Here is a 22,542-nt window from a genome sequence, read left to right as displayed (position 1 = left end):
CGCAGCCTTTACGGTCCCGCGTAACAAGAGAGAGTACATGTATGTATCACCTTCGCGTACCGCAAACCGAAGAAGAGCTTGAGCTCTATTACCAGTTTCGCTGGGAGATGCTACGTAAGCCGTTGCATCAACCAAAAGGTTCAGAACGTGACGCCTGGGATGCCTTAGCTCACCACCAGATGGTGGTGGATGAAGAAGGCAATCCGGTCGCAATTGGCCGTTTGTACATCAATGCTGATAACGAAGCAGCGATCCGTTTTATGGCGGTTCACCCCTCGGTGCAGGACAAAGGCTTGGGTACGCTGGTGGCAATGACGCTGGAAACTGTCGCTCGCCAGGAAGGGGTTAAACGTGTGGTATGTAGCGCACGTGAAGATGCCGTCGAGTTTTTTGCCAAACTCGGTTTTGAGAACCAGGGTGAAATCACCACGCCTTCCACCACGCCTATTCGCCACTTTCTAATGATTAAACCGGTCGCCTCGCTTGATGACATTCTCCATCGCGCAGACTGGTGTGGGCAGTTACAGCAGGCCTGGTACGAACATATTCCGCTTAGCGAGAAGATGGGCGTGCGTATCTTGCAATACACTGGGCAGAAATTTATTACGACGATGCCTGAAGCGGGAAATCAAAATCCGCATCAAACCTTATTCGCAGGCAGCCTGTTTTCCCTTGCAACGCTTACCGGCTGGGGGCTGATTTGGCTGATGTTGCGTGAACGCCACCTTGGCGGCACGATTATTCTGGCTGATGCACATATCCGATATAGCAGCCCGATCACCGGAAGACCGGGAGCGATTGCTGACTTAGGCTCGTTGAGCGGCGATCTGGACCGTCTGGCGCGTGGCCGCAAGGCTCGCGTTGCATTGCAAGTTGAGCTTTACGGTGATGACACGCCTGGTGCTGTTTTTGAAGGTGTGTATCTGGTTCTCCCCGCGAAACCTTTTGGCCCGCTTGAAGAAGGCGGGAACGAAGAAGAATAGTTGAAGGGTAACCGCCCGGCGCTTATGCGCCGGGTACTTCCCCATTCTGCATGGTCTGCTGTACTTGTTTTCCGTCAGCGCTTGTGGCCTGTAATGTCCCGTTCACCGTGGGTTTCAGTGCTGTTTGAGCTGCAAGGTTGCCGGTCACTGAAAGCTGCAAATTACCGTTGCCTTCAAGCGGTAACGCTGGCCACCCCCATTGTTGCAACACATTTACTGGCACCGCGCGTCCGCGCAGGTTCATTGCCGCATTGCGTTGCGGAGCTTGCGAGATAGCGCCAGTTGCTTCCAGCATACCTTCACCAGCAAAAGCACTAAGTTCCGTAATAGATATCTGGCTGTCTGCCGCATTCAGTGAAATGGATGGGCGGCGAACATCGACACGGTTAAACGTGGCCGCCGCGGCGTTCAGCGTGGCGTTTCCACTCCATATTCCCCACTGGTTATTGCGCACCACTTCGAGATTGCTCCCCGTGCCATCTAATGCGGTGAGCTGGAACGGGAAGGCGGGATCAATATCAATGATCAAATTACGGTTTGCCGACAGTTTTTTAATCGTCACCGTGTTTAACCATTGCGGCAATGGCTCTATCCAGCGTGCTTTCCAGTCGGCTGGCAGCGTATATTCCAGCCCGGCAAAAACCAGCTCATCCAGCGCCAGTTTTTTCTCGGTGCGTTGCCATTCGCCTGAGGCGCGAACCATGCCTCTTTCCCAACGGGAAGTGAACTGGCGAATCACAGCGGTTTGCGGGTTAAAATCGATATTCACGATAGGGTCATTTAGCTGCAACGCACCAATAATAAAATCACTGGCATTCATCGATAAACGCCCGTCATCGCTTTGCCAGCCACCTTTTGCCAGCGTCAGGTTGCGCAAACTCAGATCTAAATCGGTTATTGCCCAGTCTTTTCCTTCCATGCGCGCATCTGTCACCTCGAGGCTATCGATTTTCAGTGAAGGGACGCTGCCAAGAGGCGCCAGGAAATCGGTAATGGATTTATTGGTTTGTAGGCGGATATCGTTGAGCCGTAAGCTGCCGATCTGCCAGGAGCCATCGGCAAGGCGGTTTGCATTACCGGTGAGCGAGCCACGTGCAATATCTGCACCGATGGTTGATAGCGTCACCTGTTCGTTATTAATCGCACCTTGCAACAAGACGTTGGTAGCCGGGACTCCGTTGAGTGTCATGGAACCAGCGCTAAATTGAATATCAGCAGTATTACCCAGCACTTTACCTTGCTTTGGTTGCCACGGTATTACCCCCCCGTTGACGCGTTGAGCGTGCAGATCCCACCCAGTATTTGGGCTGTTGATTGCCATATCGCTCAATTGCAGCATATCGGACTGGAAGGGGAGCGGGGCAGCATCAGGGCTGATATTGAGCGTTCCGTTTTGCAGCACTATCGTGTCGACGTGCAAAGGCTCCGAAAACTGACGTGAGCTCAGGCCAATATCAATATTTTGCGCAACCAGGGTTGCTGGCTGGCCTTTGCGTCCGAAGGTGACATTTGTCAGCGTGACATGAGTGGGCGATGCCCACTTGTGGTCGATCACTTCAAAAGAGAAATTGTAATCACTCTTCTCATTGACCCAACTACTGATCTGGGATGCTCCCCAACGAGTTTGAAGTAATAAATAAGCGGCTATAAGTGCCACTATTATGACAACCAATAAAGCTGTGATCAGCTTTCCTAGAAATTTCATTGTCTTCCATCCCATGAAGTTTCGGTAAGGGTGTTATGCCCCATTTACCGTTATAGCTCAAGGATGGGATTGTCAGGAGGGATAACACGCGCTGGCGCTAACAAATAACCAGCGCGTGAAGTACATCAATTTTTTTCAGGTGGGAAAATCAGGTTTAAAACGATAGCGGTAATACCACCGGCAGCAATGCCAGATGAGAGCAAGGTTTTCAGCCAGTCAGGGGCGAACTGGAGAATAAGTGGCTGCTGAGAGACACCCATACCAACCGCGAGTGACAGTGCAATAATCATAATTGCGCGGCGATTCAGTGGCTCACGGGAGACAATACGCACACCTGATGCTGCGATCGTGCCGAACATTACGATAGTTGCGCCGCCTAAAACTGGCTCAGGAATGTGTTGTACAAACCCACTTACTGCCGGGAATAGGCCCAATAAAATCAGCATCAGCGCAACGACAAATCCAACATAACGGCTGGCCACACCCGTAAGCTGAATAACGCCATTGTTCTGTCCAAAGCAAGAGTTAGGGAAGGTGTTGAATACGGCTGAAACACAAGAGTTCAGGCCATTAGCCAGCACGCCGCCTTTCAGGCGCTTCATATACAATGGCCCAGAAACCGGTTGCTCAGAGACGTCAGATGTCGCCGTAATATCGCCAATGGTTTCAAGGGAGGTCACCATAAAGATCAGCATCAGCGGAATCAGTAGGTTCCAGTCAATGCCCAGGCCGTAGTAAAGCGGTGTTGGCACCATGATCAGGTCAGTATTGGTTGATGGCGCAACATCAGGCAGCATGCCCATTGCCCATGCCAGCGCGTAACCTACTGCCATGGCGATAACCAGCGAAGCCACGCGCAAGTACGGGTTGCGCTGGCGATTCAGAAGAATGATGACCACTAATACTGCACCTGCCAGCAGCAGATTTTTCGGTGCGCCAAATGTATGGTCACTCATTGCACCATAGCCACCGCCAATAGATGTCAGGCCAACCTGAATCAAGGACAGACCTATAATCATCACAACTACACCAGAAACCAGCGGCGTGATAATGCGACGAGCAAGGTGAAGGAAGCGTGATAAAAGCATCTCGGTGCAGCTTGCGAGCATTAAGGTGCCAAAAAGTGCAGCCATCATGGTCGGAACATCAGCCCCGCCATTCTTTAATGCCATGCCACCCATAATCAGCGGTGCGACAAAATTAAAACTGGTGCCTTGAATAGACAGAAGCCCAGAGCCTACCGGGCCCCACGCTTTAATCTGGATAATTGATGCCACACCTGATGCGAACAGGGACATACTGATAATGTGTTGGGTATCTTCTGCTGGAAGTCCCAGAGCCTGGCAAATCAACATCGCAGGTGTGATCACCGCAACAAACATTGCTAATAAATGCTGGCCAGCAGCGAACAGCGTTTGTGGGAGAGGTGGACGGTCCTCGAGGCGGTAAATCAACTCACTGGTACTAGTGTGGGCAATCGGTTGCGCACCTTCAGACTCAACAGCATTAACAGACATTAGAAATTATCCCCTGCCGAAAAAACGGTGATTTTAGCGGACTAAAGGCCAAAAGCAAACGTTTGCTAAGGGTGTTTCCTAAGATAAAAAGTGTATATACCGAGCTTTTTATATAACTTTCGACTGTTTTTTGGTTAAAATCCAGCAGCTGACTTTTCTAGAACCTGAAATTCCAGTGAAGGATAAATTAAAAGCGTCTGTGAGAAATATGCGCAAACAGGAGCACTTCTATGTTTTATCTCGACACCCTTTCTACCCTTGTTGCTGCGACTCTCGTGTTATTACTGGGCCGAAAAATGGTCCACACCATACCGCTATTAAAAAAATACACTATCCCTGAACCCGTAGCGGGTGGACTCTTAATCGCCCTTGCCTTGCTGGTACTCAAAAAAAGTGTCGGTTGGGAATTTGAATTTGATATGAGCCTCAAAGATCCTTTGATGCTCGCCTTCTTTGCCACAATCGGCCTGAATGCCAACCTGTCCAGCTTGCGAGCGGGTGGCAAAGTTGTCGGTATTTTTCTGATTGTGGTGGTGGGTTTGCTGGTGATGCAAAACGCCATTGGTATCGGTATGGCGAGCCTGTTAGGTCTTGATCCGTTAATGGGATTACTGGCGGGTTCTATTACGTTATCGGGCGGGCATGGCACAGGTGCAGCCTGGAGTAAGCTGTTCACCGAGCGTTATGGTTTCCAGAATGCCACCGAAGTTGCTATGGCATGCGCAACCTTTGGTCTGGTGCTGGGCGGTTTGATTGGCGGGCCAGTGGCACGATATCTGGTCAAACACTCATCTACACCTGATGGCACACCTGAAGATAGCATTGACCCAACCGCTTTTGAGAAACCTGCGGTCGGGCGCATGATCACCTCTATGGTGTTGATTGAAACCATCGCGATGATTGCTATCTGCCTTACGGTTGGTAAGTTTGTCGGCCATCTCATACAAGGCACCAGCTTTGAATTGCCGACATTCGTTTGCGTGTTATTTGTTGGGGTTATTCTCAGCAACACCATGTCACTGCTCGGTTTCTATCGGGTATTTGAACGTGCGGTTTCCGTGTTAGGGAACGTCTGTTTGTCGCTGTTCCTCGCCATGGCGCTTATGAGCCTCAAGCTGTGGGAACTGGCTTCGCTGGCGTTGCCGATGCTGGCAATTTTGACCGTACAAACCATCTTTATGGCGTTGTATGCGATTTTCGTGACTTACCGTTTGATGGGGAAAAACTACGATGCGGCGGTTCTGGCTGCGGGGCATTGTGGTTTTGGCCTGGGGGCAACACCAACGGCGATCGCCAATATGCAGGCGATTACCGAGCGTTTTGGCCCGTCACATATGGCATTCCTGGTGGTGCCGATGGTCGGCGCGTTCTTTATTGATATCGTCAACGCGCTGGTCATCAAGATGTATTTGATGCTGCCAATCTTTGGCTAAACCATCAGGCGTTTGAATAGCGTTCCGTTTCAGGCATCCAGCGTTCAATGAGCGCGGTTGCCTGCTCGGGATAGCGTTCATGAATATGGCGCGCAAGGCGCTGTACTTCCGGGATCATCGCCTGGTCGCGCAATAGATCTGCTACTTTAAACTCGGCACTTCCCGTCTGGCGCGTGCCGAGTAATTCCCCCGGACCACGAATTTCCAAATCTTTCTGAGCAATGACGAAGCCATCGTTGCTATCGCGCAGTACCTGTAAACGCAGCTGTGCGGTTTTCGATAGTGGTGACTTGTAAAGCAACACACAGTGAGATGCAACCGCACCACGACCCACACGGCCACGAAGCTGATGGAGCTGCGCAAGACCCAGACGCTCAGGGTTTTCGATAATCATCAGGCTGGCATTTGGTACATCAACACCAACTTCAATAACCGTTGTCGCAACCAGCAGATGAATTGAGCCTTCTTTAAAAGCCTGCATCACCGCCTGCTTTTCCTGCGGCTTCATGCGGCCATGAACCAGGCCGACATTCAGATTAGGCAAGGCTATTTTTAGCTCATCCCACGTGACTTCCGCCGCCTGGGCTTCGAGCAGCTCAGATTCTTCAATCAACGTACAAACCCAGTACGCCTGACGGCCTTCATCACTGCAAGCTCCACGCACGCGGTCGATAATATCGTTGCGGCGTGAGTCTGGAATAGCGACGGTTGTTACCGGAGTACGGCCAGGTGGGAGTTCATCGATCGTAGATGTGTCTAAATCGGCATAGGCCGTCATTGCCAGCGTGCGCGGAATAGGTGTAGCAGTCATGATGAGCTGATGCGGGTGGAAGCCCTGAATCTGGCCCTTTTCCCACAACGCCAGGCGTTGATGAACTCCAAAGCGATGTTGTTCATCAATGATAACCAGTGCAAGTTGCGAGAACTGCACCTGTTCCTGGAAGATCGCGTGCGTTCCCACCACCATCGACACCTGACCGCTGGCGATCGCGTCCTGTTGAGCGATACGCGCTTTGCCTTTTTGCTTACCAGCAAGCCAGCCCACTTCAATGCCCAGCGGCGCAAACCACTGGCGGAAGTTATTAGCGTGCTGTTCTGCGAGTAGCTCAGTTGGAGCCATCAACCCCACTTGTTTCCCATGCGCGATAGCACGTAGTGCGGCGAGGGCGGCAACCAAGGTTTTACCTGACCCCACATCACCCTGCACCAGGCGCATCATTGGCACATCCAGCGCTAAGTCGTGTTCGATTTCGGCCACAACGCGAGCCTGCGCACCAGTTGGTTTAAAAGGCAGCGCAGCCAACAGGCGGTTTTTTAATTCGTCATGATCATGCAAAGGCAGCGCGTGATAACGCTGAGCACCTGCGCGCAGCGCGAGCATGCTCAGATTATGCGCCAGCAACTCTTCAAGAATTAAGCGCTGTTGAGCCGGATGTTTCCCCGTCTCCAGATCGGCGAGCTGCATTGATGGAGGCGGACGATGTAGAGTGCGCAACGCTTCTGGCAAGCTCATCATTCCCTTGCTCAAATCAGCCGGGAGCAATTCAGCAATGGCGCAGGTATCGAGCAATTCCAGGGCCTGATCGGTCAGCTTGCGCAATGTTGCCTGACGGATACCTTCCGTTGTGGGGTAAACCGGCGTCAGCGTTTCCTGTAGTTCTGGCGTACTGAGGTCGCCCTGAATACGGTACTCTGGATGAATCATTTCCGCGCCATGTGCGCCGCGCTTTGCTTCGCCATAGGCAAGCACGCGTTTACCGGTCGCGAGACTGTTTTTCATTGCAGCGTTGAAGTTGAAAAACCGCATCGTCAGGATGCCGGTGCCGTCAGAAATCTGGCAGGTCATCATACGGCGGCGGCCAAAACTGATATTGCAGTTCAGCACTTCACCTTCCACCGTGGCGTAAACGCCTGGCAGCAGGTCATTGATAGGGTAGAGATGGGTGCGGTCTTCGTAACGAAGCGGCAGGTGCAGAAGAAGATCCTGAATGGTGTACAGGCCAATTTTGGCCAGTTTACCGCTCTGGCTGGCGCCGACTCCGGCAAGCGTGCTTAACGGTATGGCATCCAGCAAACGGCCTTTCATCCAGCTACTCCGCAGATTGCATTGTGGCCCACCATGCGGCATCAGCTTCTATCTCACCTTGCTGATTCACATGTGGGTAGGGCAAACCTTTACGGCGGGAAACTCGCGCCAGTACAGGGTAGCCGCCTTCAAACAGCAGGCGCTGTTGTTCGGACTCTGGCAGGGTGCTGTTTTCGCGCTGATACATACCGGCATTCTGGCGTTGACGCTGTGCTTCATAAAGAATAAGTGCGGAAGCAACGGACACATTGAGCGATTGCACCATCCCGATCATCGGAATAATGATGTCCTGGTCTGCCAGCGCTAACGCTTCCCTGGTGATACCTGTTTTTTCCTGCCCCATCAAAATACAGGTCGGGCGGGTGTAATCAATTTCGCGGAAATCGACGGCTTTATCAGAAAGGTTGGTGGCGAGGATTTGCATCCCGCTGCTTTTTAGATGACTAACTGCATCGCCAATATCGCGGTGCGTTTTAACTTCAACCCAGGAGTTACTTCCCGCAGCAGAAGAAGCCATAGTGCGCATTCGGTTACCCGGCCAGACTGCGTGAACTTCATGTACACCCACTGCATCTGCGGTGCGAATAATCGCCGAGACGTTATGAGGTTTATGGACTTGCTCCATGCAGACGGTCAAGTCAGGCTGACGCCTGGCGAGCATCTCGCAAATACGCGCATAACGTTGAGGATTCATAACACTAGTTTCGGTTGCGGGTAACTTTGATGACATCCGGCATCACGCGGATTTTGCGCATAATATTAGCCAGATGAACACGATCGCGGGCAGACATACGGATAAACGCGCTATAGACGCGACCATCTTTTTCTTCTGTATTCAGGCTGTGGATATTTGAGCCTGCTGTGTTGATAGCCGCAGTCAGATTTGCCAGTGCACCCTGATGGTTGAACATATCTACTTTGATTTCAGTGAGGAACTCTTGCTCAGTTTCCTTATCCCATTCCACCGCCATAAACTTCTCGGCTTCTTTCTGGTAGCCACGAATATTACGGCAAGACTCATGGTGGATAACCAACCCTTTACCAGGGCTGACGTGAGCAACTATCGGGTCGCCAGGAATTGGACGGCAACACTTAGCAAAAGTAATCAGCACGCCGTCTGCGCCTTTGATAGGCAGATGGCTATGCGGCAGAGCATTCGCCTGCAAAGACGCTTGTGATTCTCCTTGCAGGTTTTTCGCGACAACCACACTCATGGCGTTACCCAAACCAATTTCAGCCAGCAAATCATCAAGCGTGGCGAGTTTCATGCGCTCAAGCTCACGTTGGATATTTTCTGGCGGAACTTCGGCAAGCTTGCGGCTACCACCTAACGCATGGTTAAGCAGGCGGCGTCCGAGGCTAACAGAGTCATCACGCTTCAGGTTTTTCAGCATCTGGCGGATTTTGGCGCGAGCTTTTGAGCTCACCACAAAGTTCAGCCAGGCAGCATTCGGGCGAGCGCCCGGTGCGGTAATGATTTCGATTGTCTGGCCGCTGCTAAGCGACTGAGACAGCGGATAGGGTTGTCTGTCGACACGAGCACCAACGCATGCGTGGCCGATATCGGTATGTACGGCATAGGCGAAATCGACAGGTGTCGCACCAGCCGGTAATTCGACAATGCGCCCTTCCGGAGTGAAAACGTAAATCTCATCCGGGAACAGATCGGATTTTACGCTCTCGATAAATTCAAATGAGCTACCGGCACTTTGCTGTAGTTCCAGCAGGCTTTGCATCCAGCGCTGGGCACGGATTTGCGCTGTAGTGCCACTTTCACCTTGCTCTTTATAAGCCCAGTGAGCGGCAACACCCATTTCTGCCATCTGGTCCATATCTTCGGTACGGATTTGCACTTCAACCGGCACACCGTGTGGGCCAATCATTGAAGTATGCAGGGACTGATATCCGTTCGCTTTTGGAATGGCGATATAGTCTTTAACCCGGCCCGGACGTGGTTTGTAGAGGCTATGCATCTGCCCAAGAACGCGGTAACAGGTATCCATGTCGTGAACAATTACGCGGAAGGCGTAAATATCCATAATCGAGTGGAAACGCTGCTCTTTGAGCGTCATTTTGCAGTAAATAGAATAAAGGTGTTTTTCGCGACCGCTGACGCGACAAGGAATGCCCGCTTCTTGTAAACGCCCATCGATTTCAGAGAGGATTTTTTGAATCATCTCTTTGCGGTTACCGCGCGCTGCTTTAACCACTTCTTTAATGACGCGGTAACGGTTCGGGTAAAGCGCTTCAAAGCCCAGCTCTTCCAGTTCGGTTTTCAGGTGATGAATACCGAGACGGTGCGCCAGAGGGCTATAAATTTCGAGGGTTTCGCGAGCAATGCGTCGACGCTTATCAGGGCGCAAAGCCCCGAGAGTGCGCATGTTATGCGTACGGTCGGCGAGTTTGATCAGAATGACGCGGATGTCTTGCACCATCGCCATGATCATTTTGCGGAAGTTTTCAGCCTGAGCTTCTTTCTTATCGCGGAATTTCAGTTTGTCGAGCTTAGATACCCCTTCCACCAGTTCGGCAACGCTTTTGCCAAACAGTTGTTCCATATCCTGGTAGGTGGCTGGGGTGTCTTCGATCACATCATGCAGTAGTGCAGCCATCAGTGTTTCATAGTCGAGTTTCATCTCGGCCAGAATGCAGGCTACAGCGACAGGATGGGTGATATAGGGTTCACCGCTTGAACGTGCTTGTCCCTCGTGAGCATCACGCGCAACAAGGTATGCTTGCCGAAGTCGCTTAATCTGCTCCTCGGGCAAGTATGGTTGAATCAGTTGATTCAGGCTTTCAAACAGATACAAGGGCTACCCGCAGGCTAATTAACGACGACCTTCAGCAATAGCGGTAACAGCCTGCAGTTCTGCGGCTTCCTGCTCTTGCTGTTCCTGGCGATCACGAACATCGAGAATCTGGTTGGTGATCAACCCTTCTTCGATTTCGCGCAGTGCGATTACAGTCGTTTTATCGTTTTCTTCAGGCACTAGTGGATCTTTACCACCAGTTTGCATCTGACGAGCGCGACGTGCGGCGACCAGAACCAGGTCAAAACGGTTACCAATTTTCTCAACAGCGTCCTGAACAGTTACGCGTGCCATAATTAAAATGCTCCACAGATGAAGAAATGACTGGGCATGATACTGAAACTGGGCTCAGTCTGCCAATAGTTTGCTGATTAAAGCGTCATGTCGCGCTTTTTGGCGACCCATTCGTAGACGCTCGGCACGAATGATAATTTTTAAATCTGACAGTGCGGTGTCAAAATCGTCGTTGACGATTAAATAGTCATATTCCGCGTAATGGCTCATTTCTGCAACAGCTTGCTCCATTCGCTTAGTGATAACTTCTTCACTGTCTTGCCCACGGCCACGAAGGCGACGGTCCAGCTCGTCTTTTGACGGCGGCAGGATAAAAATACTGCGGGCGTGCGGCATTTTCTGACGAATCTGCTTCGCGCCTTGCCAGTCAATATCCAAAAACACATCCACACCTGTAGCCAGAACTTGCTCAATGGCATGGCGAGAAGTGCCGTAGTAATTACCAAACACTTCCGCATGTTCAAGGAACGCGTCTTCAGCAATCATCTGCTTAAACTCTTCCTTTTCCACAAAGAAATAGTGCTCGCCATGTTTCTCTCCCGGACGAATACCACGAGTGGTATGGGAGATAGAAACTTGCGTGTCATACAGCGGTTGTGTCTTTAACAAAGCCTGGATGAGGCTGGATTTCCCCGCGCCACTTGGGGCGGAAACGATATAAAGCGTGCCTTGAGCCATGAGTTCTAACTTATTCGGTAAGCATAAAAAGAAGTGCGTATACGGGCCTATTATACACGCCGTCTACGTGTCACGGAGAATTTGTCGCACTCCCCAGCAATATTTCTGCCATTTTGCGCAAGGATTTCCAAAAAACATGCCGTATTACTGCAATACATTAAAAACCTCTGAAAGCCCCTCGCATCCTTTTTAAAACCCAATCGTAGAGCTTGTTTTTGAGCGTTATACCTGACTTTGCTTCTACACGGAGGGGTCATATGAGGTGGATAACAAAGTTTATCGGGTTTCTGGGGATGTTCAGCGCAATGGCGTCAGCATTATGTCCGGTCTGGTCATCTGAGCAAGCCCAGCAGGAGATGGCGATATTGAAAGAAAAGCTTGGGGAATGGGATCAAGCCTATTATCAACAAGGTGTCAGTATCGTCAGTGATGCTACATACGATGGCCTACGTAACCAGTTCAATAATTGGCAGCGGTGCTTTAGCCCGACAGAAGAACCTCAACAGCCTGGGTTATTCACACACGGCAAAGCGCTTCATCCCGTTGCTCATACTGGCGTTAAAAAACTTCCCGACAGAACAGCCGTTGCGTTGTGGGTAAAAGGCAAAACCGATCTCTGGGTACAGCCTAAAGTGGATGGTGTGGCGGTGACATTGGTTTATCGCCAGGGTCACCTCGTTCAACTTCTGAGCCGGGGTGATGGTGAAAAAGGGCAGGATTGGACAGTAAAAGCCAAAATGATTCCTGACATCCCTCAAACCCTTATCGGCCCACTTGCCAATAGTGTGCTGCAGGGTGAGATCTTCTGGAAAAGGGATAATCACGTACAGAAAACAATGGGCAGCATTAACGCCCGAGGAAAAGCTGCTGGCGCTATGATGCGCAAGGGGGACCCTGCTTTACTCAAAGAGTTGGGGATCTTTATATGGGCCTGGCCCGACGGCCCAACGCAAATGAACCAGAAAATCGAAGTACTTGCTCAGGCCGGTTTCCCGCTGACTAAAACCTGGTCAAAGTCCGTTAATTCTATGGATGAGATATCGAAGCAGCGCGAGTCATGGTTTACGACCCCACTACCCTTTGTGACAGATGGCGTTGTTGTCCGAGAAGGGGTTGAACCAACTGGAAAGCTTTGGGCTCCGGGAAAGGCTTCATGGGTAGTTGCATGGAAATATCCGCCATTACAGCAAATTGCTGAAGTTAAAAGCGTCCAGTTTGCTGTGGGGCGTACAGGCAAAGTCTCCGTTGTACTTAATCTGCATCCTTTACAGATTGATGATAAACAGGTTAAACGAGTCAACATCGGTTCAGTTAGAAAATGGCAGGCGTTGGATATTGCCGCAGGCGATCAGATAATGGTGAGCCTTGCCGGGCAGGGAATTCCTCGTTTTGACGAGGTTGTATGGCGAGTTAATCCGCGTAATAAACCGCAACCACCATCCGAAAAAAAGAACACGACGCTGAGCTGCCTCTATTTTGAGAGCTGGTGTCGCGAGCAGTTTATTGCACGTCTTACGTGGTTAAGCGCTCCTGAAATACTAAATATCAACGGAGTTAGTGTACGTTCCTGGCAGCAGCTCCAACAAAATCTCAACATGGAACATATCTTTTCTTGGTTGGCAGTCACTCAAAATGATTTGTCTCAGATTAGTGATACTTCTGTGGCCAGGACGGCACATCTTTGGCAGCAATTCTCGCAAGCCCGGCAGCAACCATTCAGGCAGTGGCTGCTGGCATTTGGCTTGCCGCTACCAAGGGCAGTACTCACCACAATGCCCGATTCACAATGGTCACATTTGGTTGCCAGGGATGAGCTTAGTTGGCAAAAGCTGCCGGGAGTAGGTCCTATAAGGGCAAAAAAGCTGGTGGAGTTTGTGAATCATCCCCAAATAGCTGGGCTAGTGGCATTTCTGGCACAGCAAGGAATTCGGGGATTTATTGATCAGTGATCTGCATGTTTGTAGTGGAATACCGGTAATCCAAGGCGCAGACGTAATGCCAACAAACGTGTCGTGAATCCGAAGATAAGTGTGGAAATGATCACCACGTCCTGGTTCGAAACATAGTGCTGCAAGACGATGTAAAGCACTGCTGAGGCGAAAGCGATGCCAGCATATAGCTCTTTCTGGAAAACCAGTGGGATACGTTTACAGAACATATCGCGCAGGACACCACCAAATACGCCGGTCACTACGGCTGCAATAATGGCGATGATTGGGCCTTCACCCATATCCAAGGCGATTTGTGCACCGATGATAGAGAAAACAACCAATCCGAGCGCGTCGAGAACCAGGAAAAGGCGGCGAAGATGAGGCATCACAGGAGCAAACACGGTGGTGAGTACAGCGGCAACGGCCACAATCACGACGTATTCAGGGTGTTTCACCCAGCCTAACGGGTAGTGCCCAAGCAGAATGTCACGCACAGACCCACCGCCAAGTGCAGTAGCTGTCGCAATAATGATGACACCGAAAGTATCCATGCGGCGGCGGCCTGCAGCGAGTGCGCCGGTCATTGCTTCGGCGGTAATCCCGACCAAATAAAGAATGTGTAATAGCATTGATACCTCCAGTGGAAACGCTGAGAGGGTAACGTTTTGTGAACAATGTCACGATTGAGTTTTTTTAAAGCGAAGCGGTTTTGATTACATTTACTAATGCTTAATCGTGTTTTTTAGCAGCGAGGTATGGGGTTTCTGTGGTTTATGTATTTAAAGTGGATTATTTAAATTGATGAATCAGGTCGTTTAAATGACAAAGCCCGCATAGTGCGGGCTTAAAAAGACAATGTGAACATCACTCGATGTTCTGAATCTGCTCACGCATCTGTTCAATCAGCACTTTCAGTTCAATCGCTGAATTGGTGACATCTGAATTGATAGATTTTGAGGCAAGGGTATTCGACTCGCGATTGAATTCTTGCATCATAAAGTCGAGGCGGCGGCCAACGGCTTCTTTTTTCTTCAGAATGTTGTACGTTTCTTTGACGTGAGCTTCCAGACGATCCAGCTCTTCAGCAACGTCGACACGCTGAGCCATCAGCACAAGCTCTTGCTCAAGGCGATTATTTTCAAGCTGAACCTGGGCATCTTCCAGTTTTGCAACCAGGCGTTCACGTTGCCATTTCAAAACTTCAGGCATCTGTGCGCGAACATTGACGACCTCAGCACTGACACCTTGCAGACGTTGCTCAATCATCGCTTTCAGAGCTTCGCCTTCGGTTTCGCGGGCAACAATAAAGTCGTCCAGCGCACCATCAAGGGCTGCAAGAATTTCAGCGGTGATGGCATCGAGATCTTGTTCTTGTGCTGACATCACACCAGGCCAGCGCAAAATATCGACCGGATTGATTTCGCCTTCATCGCTTTGCATTTTGACCCAGTTGGCCGCTTCTACCAGCTGTTTAGCCAGTTTTTCATTGAGCAACAAAGAAGTTTGTGAGCGGGCATCAGGTTCGAAACGCAGGTTACATTCTACTTTTCCGCGGGTTAAGCGAGTGCGAATACGTTCGCGTGCCACAGGTTCGAGGCTACGGAACTGCTCCGGCATGCGAATGTAAGTTTCGAGATAACGTTGGTTTACTGAACGTAACTCCCAGGAGGCGCTGCCCCATTCGCCTTTAACTTCACGTCGGGCATAGGCGGTCATACTGCGGATCATATTTCGTAACCGTATTGCGTAATAGATGTGGGGATTATAGCTATGCCAGGACTTGCATGATAGGAATAAGCGAGCGAAGTCCGTATAATGCGCAGCCACATTCGTTTTAGCCGGAGATAACCCCATGCGTCCATCAGGTCGTAGCGCCGAACAAGTGCGCCCAGTCACCCTGACCCGTAATTACACCAAACACGCAGAAGGCTCCGTGCTGGTCGAGTTTGGCGATACCAAAGTGCTTTGCACCGCCACTGTTGAAGAAGGCGTTCCGCGTTTTCTGAAAGGCCAGGGCCAGGGTTGGATCACCGCAGAATACGGTATGTTGCCTCGTGCAACTCATACGCGTAACTTCCGTGAAGCAGCAAAAGGTAAGCAGGGCGGTCGTACTCTTGAGATTCAGCGCCTGATTGCTCGCTCGCTTCGTGCAGCAGTAGATTTGAAGGTTCTCGGTGAATACACCATCACGCTGGACTGCGATGTTCTGCAGGCTGACGGTGGTACTCGTACAGCTTCAATCACCGGTGCTTGTGTTGCTCTGGCTGACGCATTGAACAAGCTGGTTGCCGCAGGTAAGCTGAAAACCAACCCGATGAAAGGGATGGTAGCTGCAGTCTCAGTTGGTATCGTTAATGGTGCTGCTGTTTGCGATCTGGAATATGTTGAAGATTCTGCTGCAGAAACCGACATGAACGTCGTGATGATGGAAGATGGCCGAATGATTGAGGTTCAAGGCACCGCTGAAGGCGAGCCGTTCACCCATGAAGAGCTACTGGCGCTACTGGCGCTGGCCCGAGGGGGAATTGAATCTATCGTAACGGCGCAGAAGGCGGCGTTAGAAAATTGATTTTAGGCGACTCTGAGAGTCGCCTTTTTTATACCCGTCATACTTCAAGCTGCATCGTAGTTGGCAGTATTCGCTTGCCGTGATGTAACTCGAATTGTTTTGGGTAAATATATAAATGAAAGTTATAGGAGCAAATCCATGAAACCGTATCAGCGCCAGTTTATTGAGTTTGCGCTTAACAAGCAGGTACTTAAGTTTGGCGAGTTCACGCTGAAATCCGGGCGTACCAGTCCTTATTTCTTCAATGCCGGGCTGTTCAATACCGGGCGCGACCTGGCACTGTTGGGCCGTTTTTATGCTGCAGCGTTAGTGGATTCCGGGATTGAGTTTGATTTGCTGTTTGGGCCGGCTTACAAAGGGATTCCAATCGCGACGACTACCGCCGTTGCGTTGGCCGAACATCACGAGCTTGATCTGCCATATTGCTTTAACCGCAAAGAAGCCAAAGACCATGGTGAAGGTGGCAATCTGGTTGGTAGCGCGCTGCAAGGGCGTGTAATGCTGGTGGATGATGTTATCACCGCAGGTACGGCAATTCGTGAGTCCATGGAAATTATTGCCGCTAATGATGCATCACTGGCTGGCGTGCTCATTTCTCTGGACCGCCAGGAACGTGGTCGTGGCGAGATATCAGCGATTCAGGAAGTTGAGCGTGATTACCAATGCAAAGTGATTTCAATCATCACTCTGAAAGACTTGGTTGAATACCTGGAAGAAAAACCTGAGATGGCTGTGCATTTAGCGGCTGTACAGGAATACCGTACTCAGTATGGCGTGTAAGAAAATCTGACAATTGTAGGGTGGATAAGCGTAAGCGACATCCACCATTTACACCTGTTGTGTCGGATGTCGCTGCGCTAATCCGATCTACAAAATCCCACCTACAAATATAGCTTTGTCATCAGTCTGAACTACCTGCTATGCACGTGGTTTTGATTTTTAGCGATCGACCCGCTCGTATTTTCAAAACGTGACCGCCTTTGCAACTTCCATAATCCCCTCCTGATTCTTAATTTTTTGGTCGCAATATGACCAATTTTCTTCCCCGTCCTCAAGGCAGCGTTACGTTGACTTACCTTATATTGGCTCCATCTTGAAGCCACCGTCGGGGAAAATGATGAGATCCTTAACGCTTAAGCGAAGTGATTACTTCACTGGCGCGGCCCATCCGGTGGCGGTGGAACATCGTTATCCGCAGGATATTTTTCCTCTCCATAGCCATGATTTTGATGAAATCGTGATTGTCTGGCGGGGCAACGGCTTACACATCTGGAATGGTTTGCCGTACCGCATTACCTATGGCGATGTGCTGTATGTCACGCAGCAGGACAAGCACTATTACCAGTCAGTCGAGAATCTTGAACTGGTGAATATTTTATTTTGCCGGGATCGTTTGCGCTTAGGCACCGACTGGAACAGCCTGTTGCCCGGTATCGAAACCCACCAGGAAAGCCGTAGCTGGCGGCTGACCGGCGAATCGCTGGCATTGATCCACCCACACATTGAGCGCCTGGCGGGTGAGTGCAGCAGAAAGGACCTGTTTTCTCTGCGTCTTACCGAATCGATATTTCTTGAGCTGGTGCTGTTACTGATGCGACACCGTTACCAGGCGAAGAAACCGGCCTCTCATGCCCGGCGGGATATCGATCTGGTGATGGCCGCGCTGGGGTCTAATATGAGCGAAAGGTTTGAGCTGGAATCGCTTTGCGTGCAGCATCAGCTGTCACCGCGTTCGGTCCGCGATACCTTCAAACAGGTCACTGGCATGACCATCAGCCGTTATCAGATGCAGCGTCGGCTCTGCCACGCCATTAACCTGCTCAGCTCCAGCGAATTACCCATCTCTGAGGTCGCTTCAATCAGCGGTTTTAGCGACAGCAACTACTTTTCCGTCATTTTCCAGAAAACCTTTAATCAGTCCCCCAGCCACTGCCGACGCGTGCTTCAGGAGCGTGGAACGGGACGAGGCCATTTTCCCTTCTCAGACCATCTACTCTCTTCAGGAGATAACGTATGAACCTCCCCGTCACACTCAATGCCGCCCTGTTTGGCATTGGGTTGAATACCTACTGGCCGCAATTTGCCGGACTTGAACAGCGCCTGCTTGGCTATCTGGATGAGATAGAACAGCAGCTCGCCACGCCGCCGCTGAATATGCTCAACGGTGGGCTGGTGGATTCGCTGGAAAAAAGCGACGCCCTGGCGCTGCGCCTGAAGCACTTTTCGCCAGATGTCATCGTTATTGTTATCAGCACCTATGCCCTGAGCTCCACGGTACTGCCGCTGGTACAACAATTTAACGTGCCGGTGCTGATCCTCGCCCTGCAACCTGAACGGACGCTGCCCTACGCGGCCATTCGTGATTTGCCGGATCGCGGGGTGCGTACCGGCGAATGGTTAGCCCATTGCCAGGCCTGTAGTGCGCCTGAACTGGCAAACGTCTTCAATCGTGCCGGTATTCACTGGGAAATGATCGTCGGTGCGCTGCACAACGACCCTCACGTCTGGCAGCAAACCCACGCCTGGCTTACGGCGCTCACCCTGAAAAAGCAACTGGCGCAAACCCATATCGGTGTGCTGGGCCATTACTACAACGGCATGTACGACGTTTATTCCAATATGACTAACCTCTCGGCAAAGCTCGGCGTGCGGTTTCAGCCGCTGGAAATGTGCGAGCTGTTGAGCTTGCGAGAGCAGGTTTCACCTGCCCAGTTTGCGGATAAACAGCGGGAAATTCAGGAAAAACTGGTCACCGACGCCAGTTGTGATGAACAGGAGCTACAGCGGGCGATGCACACCGCCGTGGCGCTCGACGGCCTGGTGCGTGAAAACGGGCTGCACGCGCTGGCCTATTACTACGAGGGGATGGCGGGCAATGCCTATGAAAACATCGTCACCTCACTGATTCTGGGCAACACGCTGCTCACTGGCCGGGATATTCCTGTGGCCGGGGAGTACGAAATCAAAAATGTGATTGCGATGAAAATGCTCTCACTGTTGGGGGCTGGCGGCTCGTTTGCTGAACCCTACGGCATTGATTTTGATGATGATGTTGTTCTTTGGGGGCACGATGGCCCCGCGCATCCGGCGATGGCAGAAGGCGATGTGCGCCTGGTGCCGCTGCCCGTTTACCACGGTAAGCCAGGTAAGGGGATTTCGATTCAAATGAGCGTGCGCAACGGGCCGGTCACCTTTTTGTCGGTGGTGGAAGATGTCCACAACCAGGTGATTTTGCAATACGCCGAAGGGGAATCGGTGGCGGGCGAAGTGCTGGATATCGGCAACACCAACAGCCGCTATCGCTTCGCCATTGGTGCCAGAGCGTTCACCGAACGCTGGTCGCGCGGCGGGGCTGCTCACCACTGTGCTATCGGGATTGGTCATCATGGCGAGACGCTTGAGAAACTCGCCGCCCTGCTTGGCGTGCAGGCAAATCGAATCGTGTAGCCGTTAAGGAGAGCGTAAATGAGTGCAAAAATAGGGGTATTTGCCATCGGGCTTGAAGCGTACTGGCCACAGTTTGCCGGGATGAAAGAGCAGTTGATGGCGCATCATCAGCAGTTGCTGGGCAAATTTTCGCCACGGGATATTGTCTCCGTGGGGATGGTGGATAACCCGGCCAGAGCGTGTGAGGCGGGTCGGCGTTTTCAGGCGGAAGATGTCGATATCGTCTTCTGCCACCTGGCAACTTACGCCTCGTCGGAGTCTTTATTGCCCGTGGTGCGGGCATTAGGCAACGTGACGCTGGTGCTGCTAAACGTCCAGTCAGTTCCGGCGCTGGATTTAGAAAGCACGCAAACCATTGATGACTGGTTAGGAAAAGGGTGTTCTTGCGCGGGTCTTCCTGAAATGACCGCCGTGTTACGCCGCTTTGAACATCCTTTTGCGGTGATTTCCGGCTACCTTGATGGGGACGCTGTCCTCGATGAGAAGATCGCCCAGTGGTGTGCCGCCGCCGATGCCTGTCGTCGCCTGAAGTCCGGCAATATTGGCATTCTGGGCCGTCCTTATCCGGGCATGATGGATCTGAATGTTGATGAAACGCAGATTTTCCGCACCTTTGGCAGCTACGTTAAGCATCTGAACTGGGAAGACATTGCGGCCAATATTGCCCACGGTTTTCATCAGGATCAACTGGAACAGGCGAGCCGACAGGTGAAAGCGGTTTTTCGTCTGCCGGAGGATTTGGATGAGCAGCATCTGGCCTCAATGATTGAGGTCTACCTGGCAACCCGCAAGCTGGTTGATGAGCATCAGCTGATCGCCCTGTCGAACCATTTTGAAGTTCAGCCCAGCGGTTATATGCATCAGATTATCTCGGCGTCTAATCCGGTATTTTCCATGCTCACTCAGCAGGGGATCGCCTGCCCGGTTGAGGCCGATATCAAAACCGCCATTGCGCTGACGCTGATGAAATCGCTGGCCGGGAGTGCCACGCTGACGGAACTGTACTCGATGGATTTCAATCAGGATCTCTGCATTGTGGGCCACAGCGGGGCGGGCGATCCTGATATTGCCAATGAAAAATCGCTCCTGAAAATGAGCCCCGTTTTTCACGGCAAACCGGGCAGCGGTTTTCTGACTCAGTTTACGCCCGCCATTGGCCCGGTGACGCTGGCTTCCGTGACTCAGGGCGCGGACGGTCACTACATACTGGTACTGGCCGAGGGGGAGCTGGTTGAAGGTAAAACGTTGCAGTTAGGGGACACTAATGCGCTGTTCCGTTTCCGCAATGGACTGCGCACGTTTGTTGATGACTGGGCTGCCTGCGGCCCAACGCATCACTGTGCGATGGGGCGTGGGCATCACGCTCAGGCGTTTCATAAGCTGGGCCAACTTTTGCGGATCCCGGTCCACGAGGTGTGATCTTTCCCGCGCATGGCCGTGACGTTTCTCGTCGTTGGTCGTGGTTGCGCGTTGTTCGTCCTGTGGGAAGTCCGCTTTCTCCCGCTGAGAGCCTGGTCCATCAGACTATTTTATTTGCCATTCTGGACCTGGGCAGTGCTCTTAATCCTTACGTGTGATACCCGTTATCGCAGGTACTCCCTTTGCCGTTATCCGCACAAGGGAGCCTGGCAACCCTTTTGTGAGGTTAACATGAACACGTTATCGCAACACTCTGCGTCCGCCGGACACGGCAAAGGTTACAGTTTTTTGGTTGCCATTGGAGCCAGTATTGGTGGCCTACTGTACGGCTATGACACGGGAATTATCGCCAGTGCGTTGCTGTTTTTGCGCGAGGATTTCGCCATTACGGACAACGCGTTTATGCAGTCAGTGGTGACCTCCGCCACGCTTCTCGGGGCGATTTTCGGTGCGCTGCTGACCGGCCCGCTCTCCGACCGCCTGGGGCGACGAAAAACAGTGATTGTTATCTCATTACTGTTTGCGCTGTTTGCGCTGGGATGTGCGCTGGCGACCTCTCTCACGATGCTAATTGTTATGCGATTTTTGCTGGGGCTGGGCGTGGGCGGCTCTTCGCAAATCGTCCCGATGTACATTGCTGAGCTGGCACCGGCACATCGGCGTGGTGCGCAAGGCGTGCTGTTTCAGATGATGATTTGCGTCGGTACGCTACTGGCCTATGCCGTGGGATATCTGCTTGGGCCATCCGGCTCCTGGGAATGGATGCTGGGGCTGGCGGTGATCCCGGCGGTTATTTTTGTGGTGATGATGCTCTTCCTGCCTGAAAGCCCGCGCTGGTTGGTCGGCAAGCAGCAGGCCTTACGGGCGAAAGCCATTCTGATGCGCGTCGGGCGCACTGAACAGGAGGCTGGGCAGGAGGTGGATGAGATCCAGCGACTACACAGCCAACAGCAATCAAGCTGGCGCGAGCTTTTTCAACCGTGGGTGCGCCCCGCGCTGGTGGCCGGGCTTGGCATTGCCATTTTTTCTCAGGCAACCGGCATCAGCGCCATTATCTATTACGCTCCCTCTTTATTAGTCATGGCACAGTTTGGTAAGTCGGCGGCAATCCTCGGTTCGGTTGGGATTGGGGTGGTGCTCACCGCGTTCACGCTGCTTGGGATCTGGCTGCTGGATGTGCTGGGACGCCGACGTTTAATGCTGATTGGCCTTCCGGGTGCGGTGATCGTGCTGGTGGTGATGTCGCTGTTATTGCCGTGGTCTGCCAACGCGCAGGAGATACTCAGCGACACGAATAAAGTCGTAGTGCTGACCTGTCTGCTGGGGTATTTCGCGTTTAACGGCGGCAGCCTTTCTGTCGTCACCTGGCTGTATTGCGCAGAAATCTTCCCCCTTGGTGTGCGGGGGAAGGGAACGGCGCTGTGCTCTTTTACGCTGTGGACCGTCAACTTTATCGTCACCCTGCTGCTCTATTTTAGCGCTGACGCGCTCGGCATCGGCCTGGTGTTTGGCGTGCTGGCAATCGTCAATGCGCTGGCCTGGTTTTTCGTCTGGGGATATGCACCTGAAACGCGCGGACGATCGCTGGAAGATATCGAGCAAAGCCTGATTAATGGACAGTTCAACCCCCGGCAGGCTCTTTCACTCCATAAAATTAATTCTGACTGAGA

General features: G+C 51.8%; 18 protein-coding genes. 9 read left to right on the top strand and 9 right to left on the bottom strand.

The features are described from left to right. Positions 1-41: 41 nt before the first annotated feature. Complete coding sequence (gene fabY / locus EDF88_RS23465; protein ID WP_064514971.1) at positions 42-983, top strand: fatty acid biosynthesis protein FabY; 942 nt, start codon at positions 42-44, stop codon at positions 981-983. 22 nt (positions 984-1,005) lie between these two features. Here fabY and EDF88_RS23460 read toward each other — a convergent pair whose 3' ends face one another. Together EDF88_RS23460 and EDF88_RS23455 are read right to left on the bottom strand one after the other, a co-directional pair. Next, positions 1,006-2,688, bottom strand: a complete 1,683-nt coding sequence (locus tag EDF88_RS23460) for an AsmA family protein (RefSeq protein ID WP_134187704.1) — start codon at positions 2,686-2,688, stop codon at positions 1,006-1,008. 125 nt (positions 2,689-2,813) lie between these two features. Continuing rightward, positions 2,814-4,205, bottom strand: a complete 1,392-nt coding sequence (locus tag EDF88_RS23455) for a uracil-xanthine permease family protein (protein ID WP_134187703.1) — start codon at positions 4,203-4,205, stop codon at positions 2,814-2,816. 230 nt (positions 4,206-4,435) lie between these two features. On the opposite strand from EDF88_RS23455, the gene gltS reads away from it, so the two are divergent. Next, positions 4,436-5,638 carry a sodium/glutamate symporter gene (gene gltS / locus EDF88_RS23450; RefSeq protein ID WP_064514977.1) on the top strand — a complete coding sequence of 401 codons (1,203 nt, stop codon included), beginning with the start codon at positions 4,436-4,438 and terminating at the stop codon, positions 5,636-5,638. Between the two features lie 4 nt (positions 5,639-5,642). Here gltS and recG read toward each other — a convergent pair whose 3' ends face one another. From recG to gmk, 5 genes are read right to left on the bottom strand one after another with little or no spacing between them, the layout of a single operon-like run. Further along, a complete protein-coding gene (gene recG, locus EDF88_RS23445) occupies positions 5,643-7,724 on the bottom strand; it encodes an ATP-dependent DNA helicase RecG (RefSeq protein ID WP_134187701.1) in 2,082 nt (693 codons plus the stop codon). Positions 7,725-7,728: 4 nt separating this feature from the next. Further along, positions 7,729-8,418 (bottom strand): tRNA (guanosine(18)-2'-O)-methyltransferase TrmH, encoded by a 690-nt coding sequence (gene trmH, locus EDF88_RS23440; protein WP_134187699.1) that lies wholly within the window; start codon positions 8,416-8,418, stop codon positions 7,729-7,731. Positions 8,419-8,422: 4 nt separating this feature from the next. Then, the gene (spoT, locus tag EDF88_RS23435) at positions 8,423-10,534 is read right to left on the bottom strand and encodes a bifunctional GTP diphosphokinase/guanosine-3',5'-bis pyrophosphate 3'-pyrophosphohydrolase (RefSeq protein ID WP_134187697.1); all 2,112 of its coding nucleotides are present in this window, start codon (positions 10,532-10,534) and stop codon (positions 8,423-8,425) included. An 18-nt stretch (positions 10,535-10,552) separates the two neighbouring features. Next, positions 10,553-10,828: a DNA-directed RNA polymerase subunit omega gene (gene rpoZ / locus EDF88_RS23430; RefSeq protein ID WP_034461476.1), complete on the bottom strand. Its 276-nt coding sequence runs from the start codon at positions 10,826-10,828 to the stop codon at positions 10,553-10,555. A gap of 54 nt (positions 10,829-10,882) precedes the next feature. Next, positions 10,883-11,506 (bottom strand): guanylate kinase, encoded by a 624-nt coding sequence (gmk, locus tag EDF88_RS23425; RefSeq protein ID WP_134187695.1) that lies wholly within the window; start codon positions 11,504-11,506, stop codon positions 10,883-10,885. 257 nt (positions 11,507-11,763) lie between these two features. Between gmk and ligB the strand changes: the two genes are divergently transcribed. Then, on the top strand, positions 11,764-13,455 hold the full coding sequence (gene ligB, locus EDF88_RS23420) for an NAD-dependent DNA ligase LigB (RefSeq protein WP_134187693.1): 1,692 nt from the start codon (positions 11,764-11,766) through the stop codon (positions 13,453-13,455). Here the strand turns inward: ligB and EDF88_RS23415 are convergent. Beyond that, the gene (locus EDF88_RS23415) at positions 13,449-14,066 is read right to left on the bottom strand and encodes a trimeric intracellular cation channel family protein (protein ID WP_034461473.1); all 618 of its coding nucleotides are present in this window, start codon (positions 14,064-14,066) and stop codon (positions 13,449-13,451) included. The genes ligB and EDF88_RS23415 overlap by 7 nt on opposite strands. A 235-nt stretch (positions 14,067-14,301) precedes the next feature. After that, positions 14,302-15,165: a YicC/YloC family endoribonuclease gene (locus EDF88_RS23410; protein WP_134187691.1), complete on the bottom strand. Its 864-nt coding sequence runs from the start codon at positions 15,163-15,165 to the stop codon at positions 14,302-14,304. A gap of 124 nt (positions 15,166-15,289) precedes the next feature. Between EDF88_RS23410 and rph the strand changes: the two genes are divergently transcribed. From rph to EDF88_RS23380, 6 genes are all read left to right on the top strand, one after another. After that, positions 15,290-16,006 (top strand): ribonuclease PH, encoded by a 717-nt coding sequence (gene rph, locus EDF88_RS23405; RefSeq protein ID WP_034461471.1) that lies wholly within the window; start codon positions 15,290-15,292, stop codon positions 16,004-16,006. A 138-nt stretch (positions 16,007-16,144) separates the two neighbouring features. After that, entirely contained in the window at positions 16,145-16,786 is a 642-nt protein-coding gene (pyrE, locus tag EDF88_RS23400) for an orotate phosphoribosyltransferase (RefSeq protein WP_064514994.1), read from the top strand. A gap of 337 nt (positions 16,787-17,123) precedes the next feature. Beyond that, a complete protein-coding gene (locus EDF88_RS23395) occupies positions 17,124-18,023 on the top strand; it encodes a helix-turn-helix domain-containing protein (protein ID WP_134187728.1) in 900 nt (299 codons plus the stop codon). Next, on the top strand, positions 18,020-19,453 hold the full coding sequence (locus tag EDF88_RS23390; RefSeq protein ID WP_134187689.1) for an L-fucose/L-arabinose isomerase family protein: 1,434 nt from the start codon (positions 18,020-18,022) through the stop codon (positions 19,451-19,453). Before EDF88_RS23395 ends, EDF88_RS23390 begins: the two co-directional genes overlap by 4 nt. Positions 19,454-19,471: 18 nt before the next feature. Then, positions 19,472-20,872 carry a sugar isomerase gene (locus EDF88_RS23385; RefSeq protein WP_134187687.1) on the top strand — a complete coding sequence of 467 codons (1,401 nt, stop codon included), beginning with the start codon at positions 19,472-19,474 and terminating at the stop codon, positions 20,870-20,872. A 231-nt stretch (positions 20,873-21,103) separates the two neighbouring features. Further along, on the top strand, positions 21,104-22,540 hold the full coding sequence (locus EDF88_RS23380; protein ID WP_134187685.1) for a sugar porter family MFS transporter: 1,437 nt from the start codon (positions 21,104-21,106) through the stop codon (positions 22,538-22,540). The last annotated feature ends 2 nt before the right edge of the window (positions 22,541-22,542 follow it).

Source organism: Buttiauxella sp. BIGb0552 (assembly GCF_004366275.1).
GTDB lineage: Bacteria > Pseudomonadota > Gammaproteobacteria > Enterobacterales > Enterobacteriaceae > Buttiauxella > Buttiauxella gaviniae.
This window is presented reverse-complemented; position numbering and strand designations above follow the sequence as displayed.

Excerpts from the sequence above, each read along its gene's own strand:
- fabY (WP_064514971.1), top strand. The coding sequence starts at position 42 with ATGTATCACCTTCGCGTACCGCAAACCGAAGAAGAGCTTGAGCTCTAT.
- EDF88_RS23460 (WP_134187704.1), bottom strand. The coding sequence starts at position 2,688 with ATGAAATTTCTAGGAAAGCTGATCACAGCTTTATTGGTTGTCATAATA.
- EDF88_RS23455 (WP_134187703.1), bottom strand. The coding sequence starts at position 4,205 with ATGTCTGTTAATGCTGTTGAGTCTGAAGGTGCGCAACCGATTGCCCAC.
- gltS (WP_064514977.1), top strand. The coding sequence starts at position 4,436 with ATGTTTTATCTCGACACCCTTTCTACCCTTGTTGCTGCGACTCTCGTG.
- recG (WP_134187701.1), bottom strand. The coding sequence starts at position 7,724 with ATGAAAGGCCGTTTGCTGGATGCCATACCGTTAAGCACGCTTGCCGGA.
- trmH (WP_134187699.1), bottom strand. The coding sequence starts at position 8,418 with ATGAATCCTCAACGTTATGCGCGTATTTGCGAGATGCTCGCCAGGCGT.
- rpoZ (WP_034461476.1), bottom strand. The coding sequence starts at position 10,828 with ATGGCACGCGTAACTGTTCAGGACGCTGTTGAGAAAATTGGTAACCGT.
- gmk (WP_134187695.1), bottom strand. The coding sequence starts at position 11,506 with ATGGCTCAAGGCACGCTTTATATCGTTTCCGCCCCAAGTGGCGCGGGG.
- ligB (WP_134187693.1), top strand. The coding sequence starts at position 11,764 with ATGAGGTGGATAACAAAGTTTATCGGGTTTCTGGGGATGTTCAGCGCA.
- EDF88_RS23415 (WP_034461473.1), bottom strand. The coding sequence starts at position 14,066 with ATGCTATTACACATTCTTTATTTGGTCGGGATTACCGCCGAAGCAATG.
- EDF88_RS23410 (WP_134187691.1), bottom strand. The coding sequence starts at position 15,165 with ATGATCCGCAGTATGACCGCCTATGCCCGACGTGAAGTTAAAGGCGAA.
- rph (WP_034461471.1), top strand. The coding sequence starts at position 15,290 with ATGCGTCCATCAGGTCGTAGCGCCGAACAAGTGCGCCCAGTCACCCTG.
- pyrE (WP_064514994.1), top strand. The coding sequence starts at position 16,145 with ATGAAACCGTATCAGCGCCAGTTTATTGAGTTTGCGCTTAACAAGCAG.
- EDF88_RS23395 (WP_134187728.1), top strand. The coding sequence starts at position 17,124 with ATGAGATCCTTAACGCTTAAGCGAAGTGATTACTTCACTGGCGCGGCC.
- EDF88_RS23390 (WP_134187689.1), top strand. The coding sequence starts at position 18,020 with ATGAACCTCCCCGTCACACTCAATGCCGCCCTGTTTGGCATTGGGTTG.
- EDF88_RS23385 (WP_134187687.1), top strand. The coding sequence starts at position 19,472 with ATGAGTGCAAAAATAGGGGTATTTGCCATCGGGCTTGAAGCGTACTGG.
- EDF88_RS23380 (WP_134187685.1), top strand. The coding sequence starts at position 21,104 with ATGAACACGTTATCGCAACACTCTGCGTCCGCCGGACACGGCAAAGGT.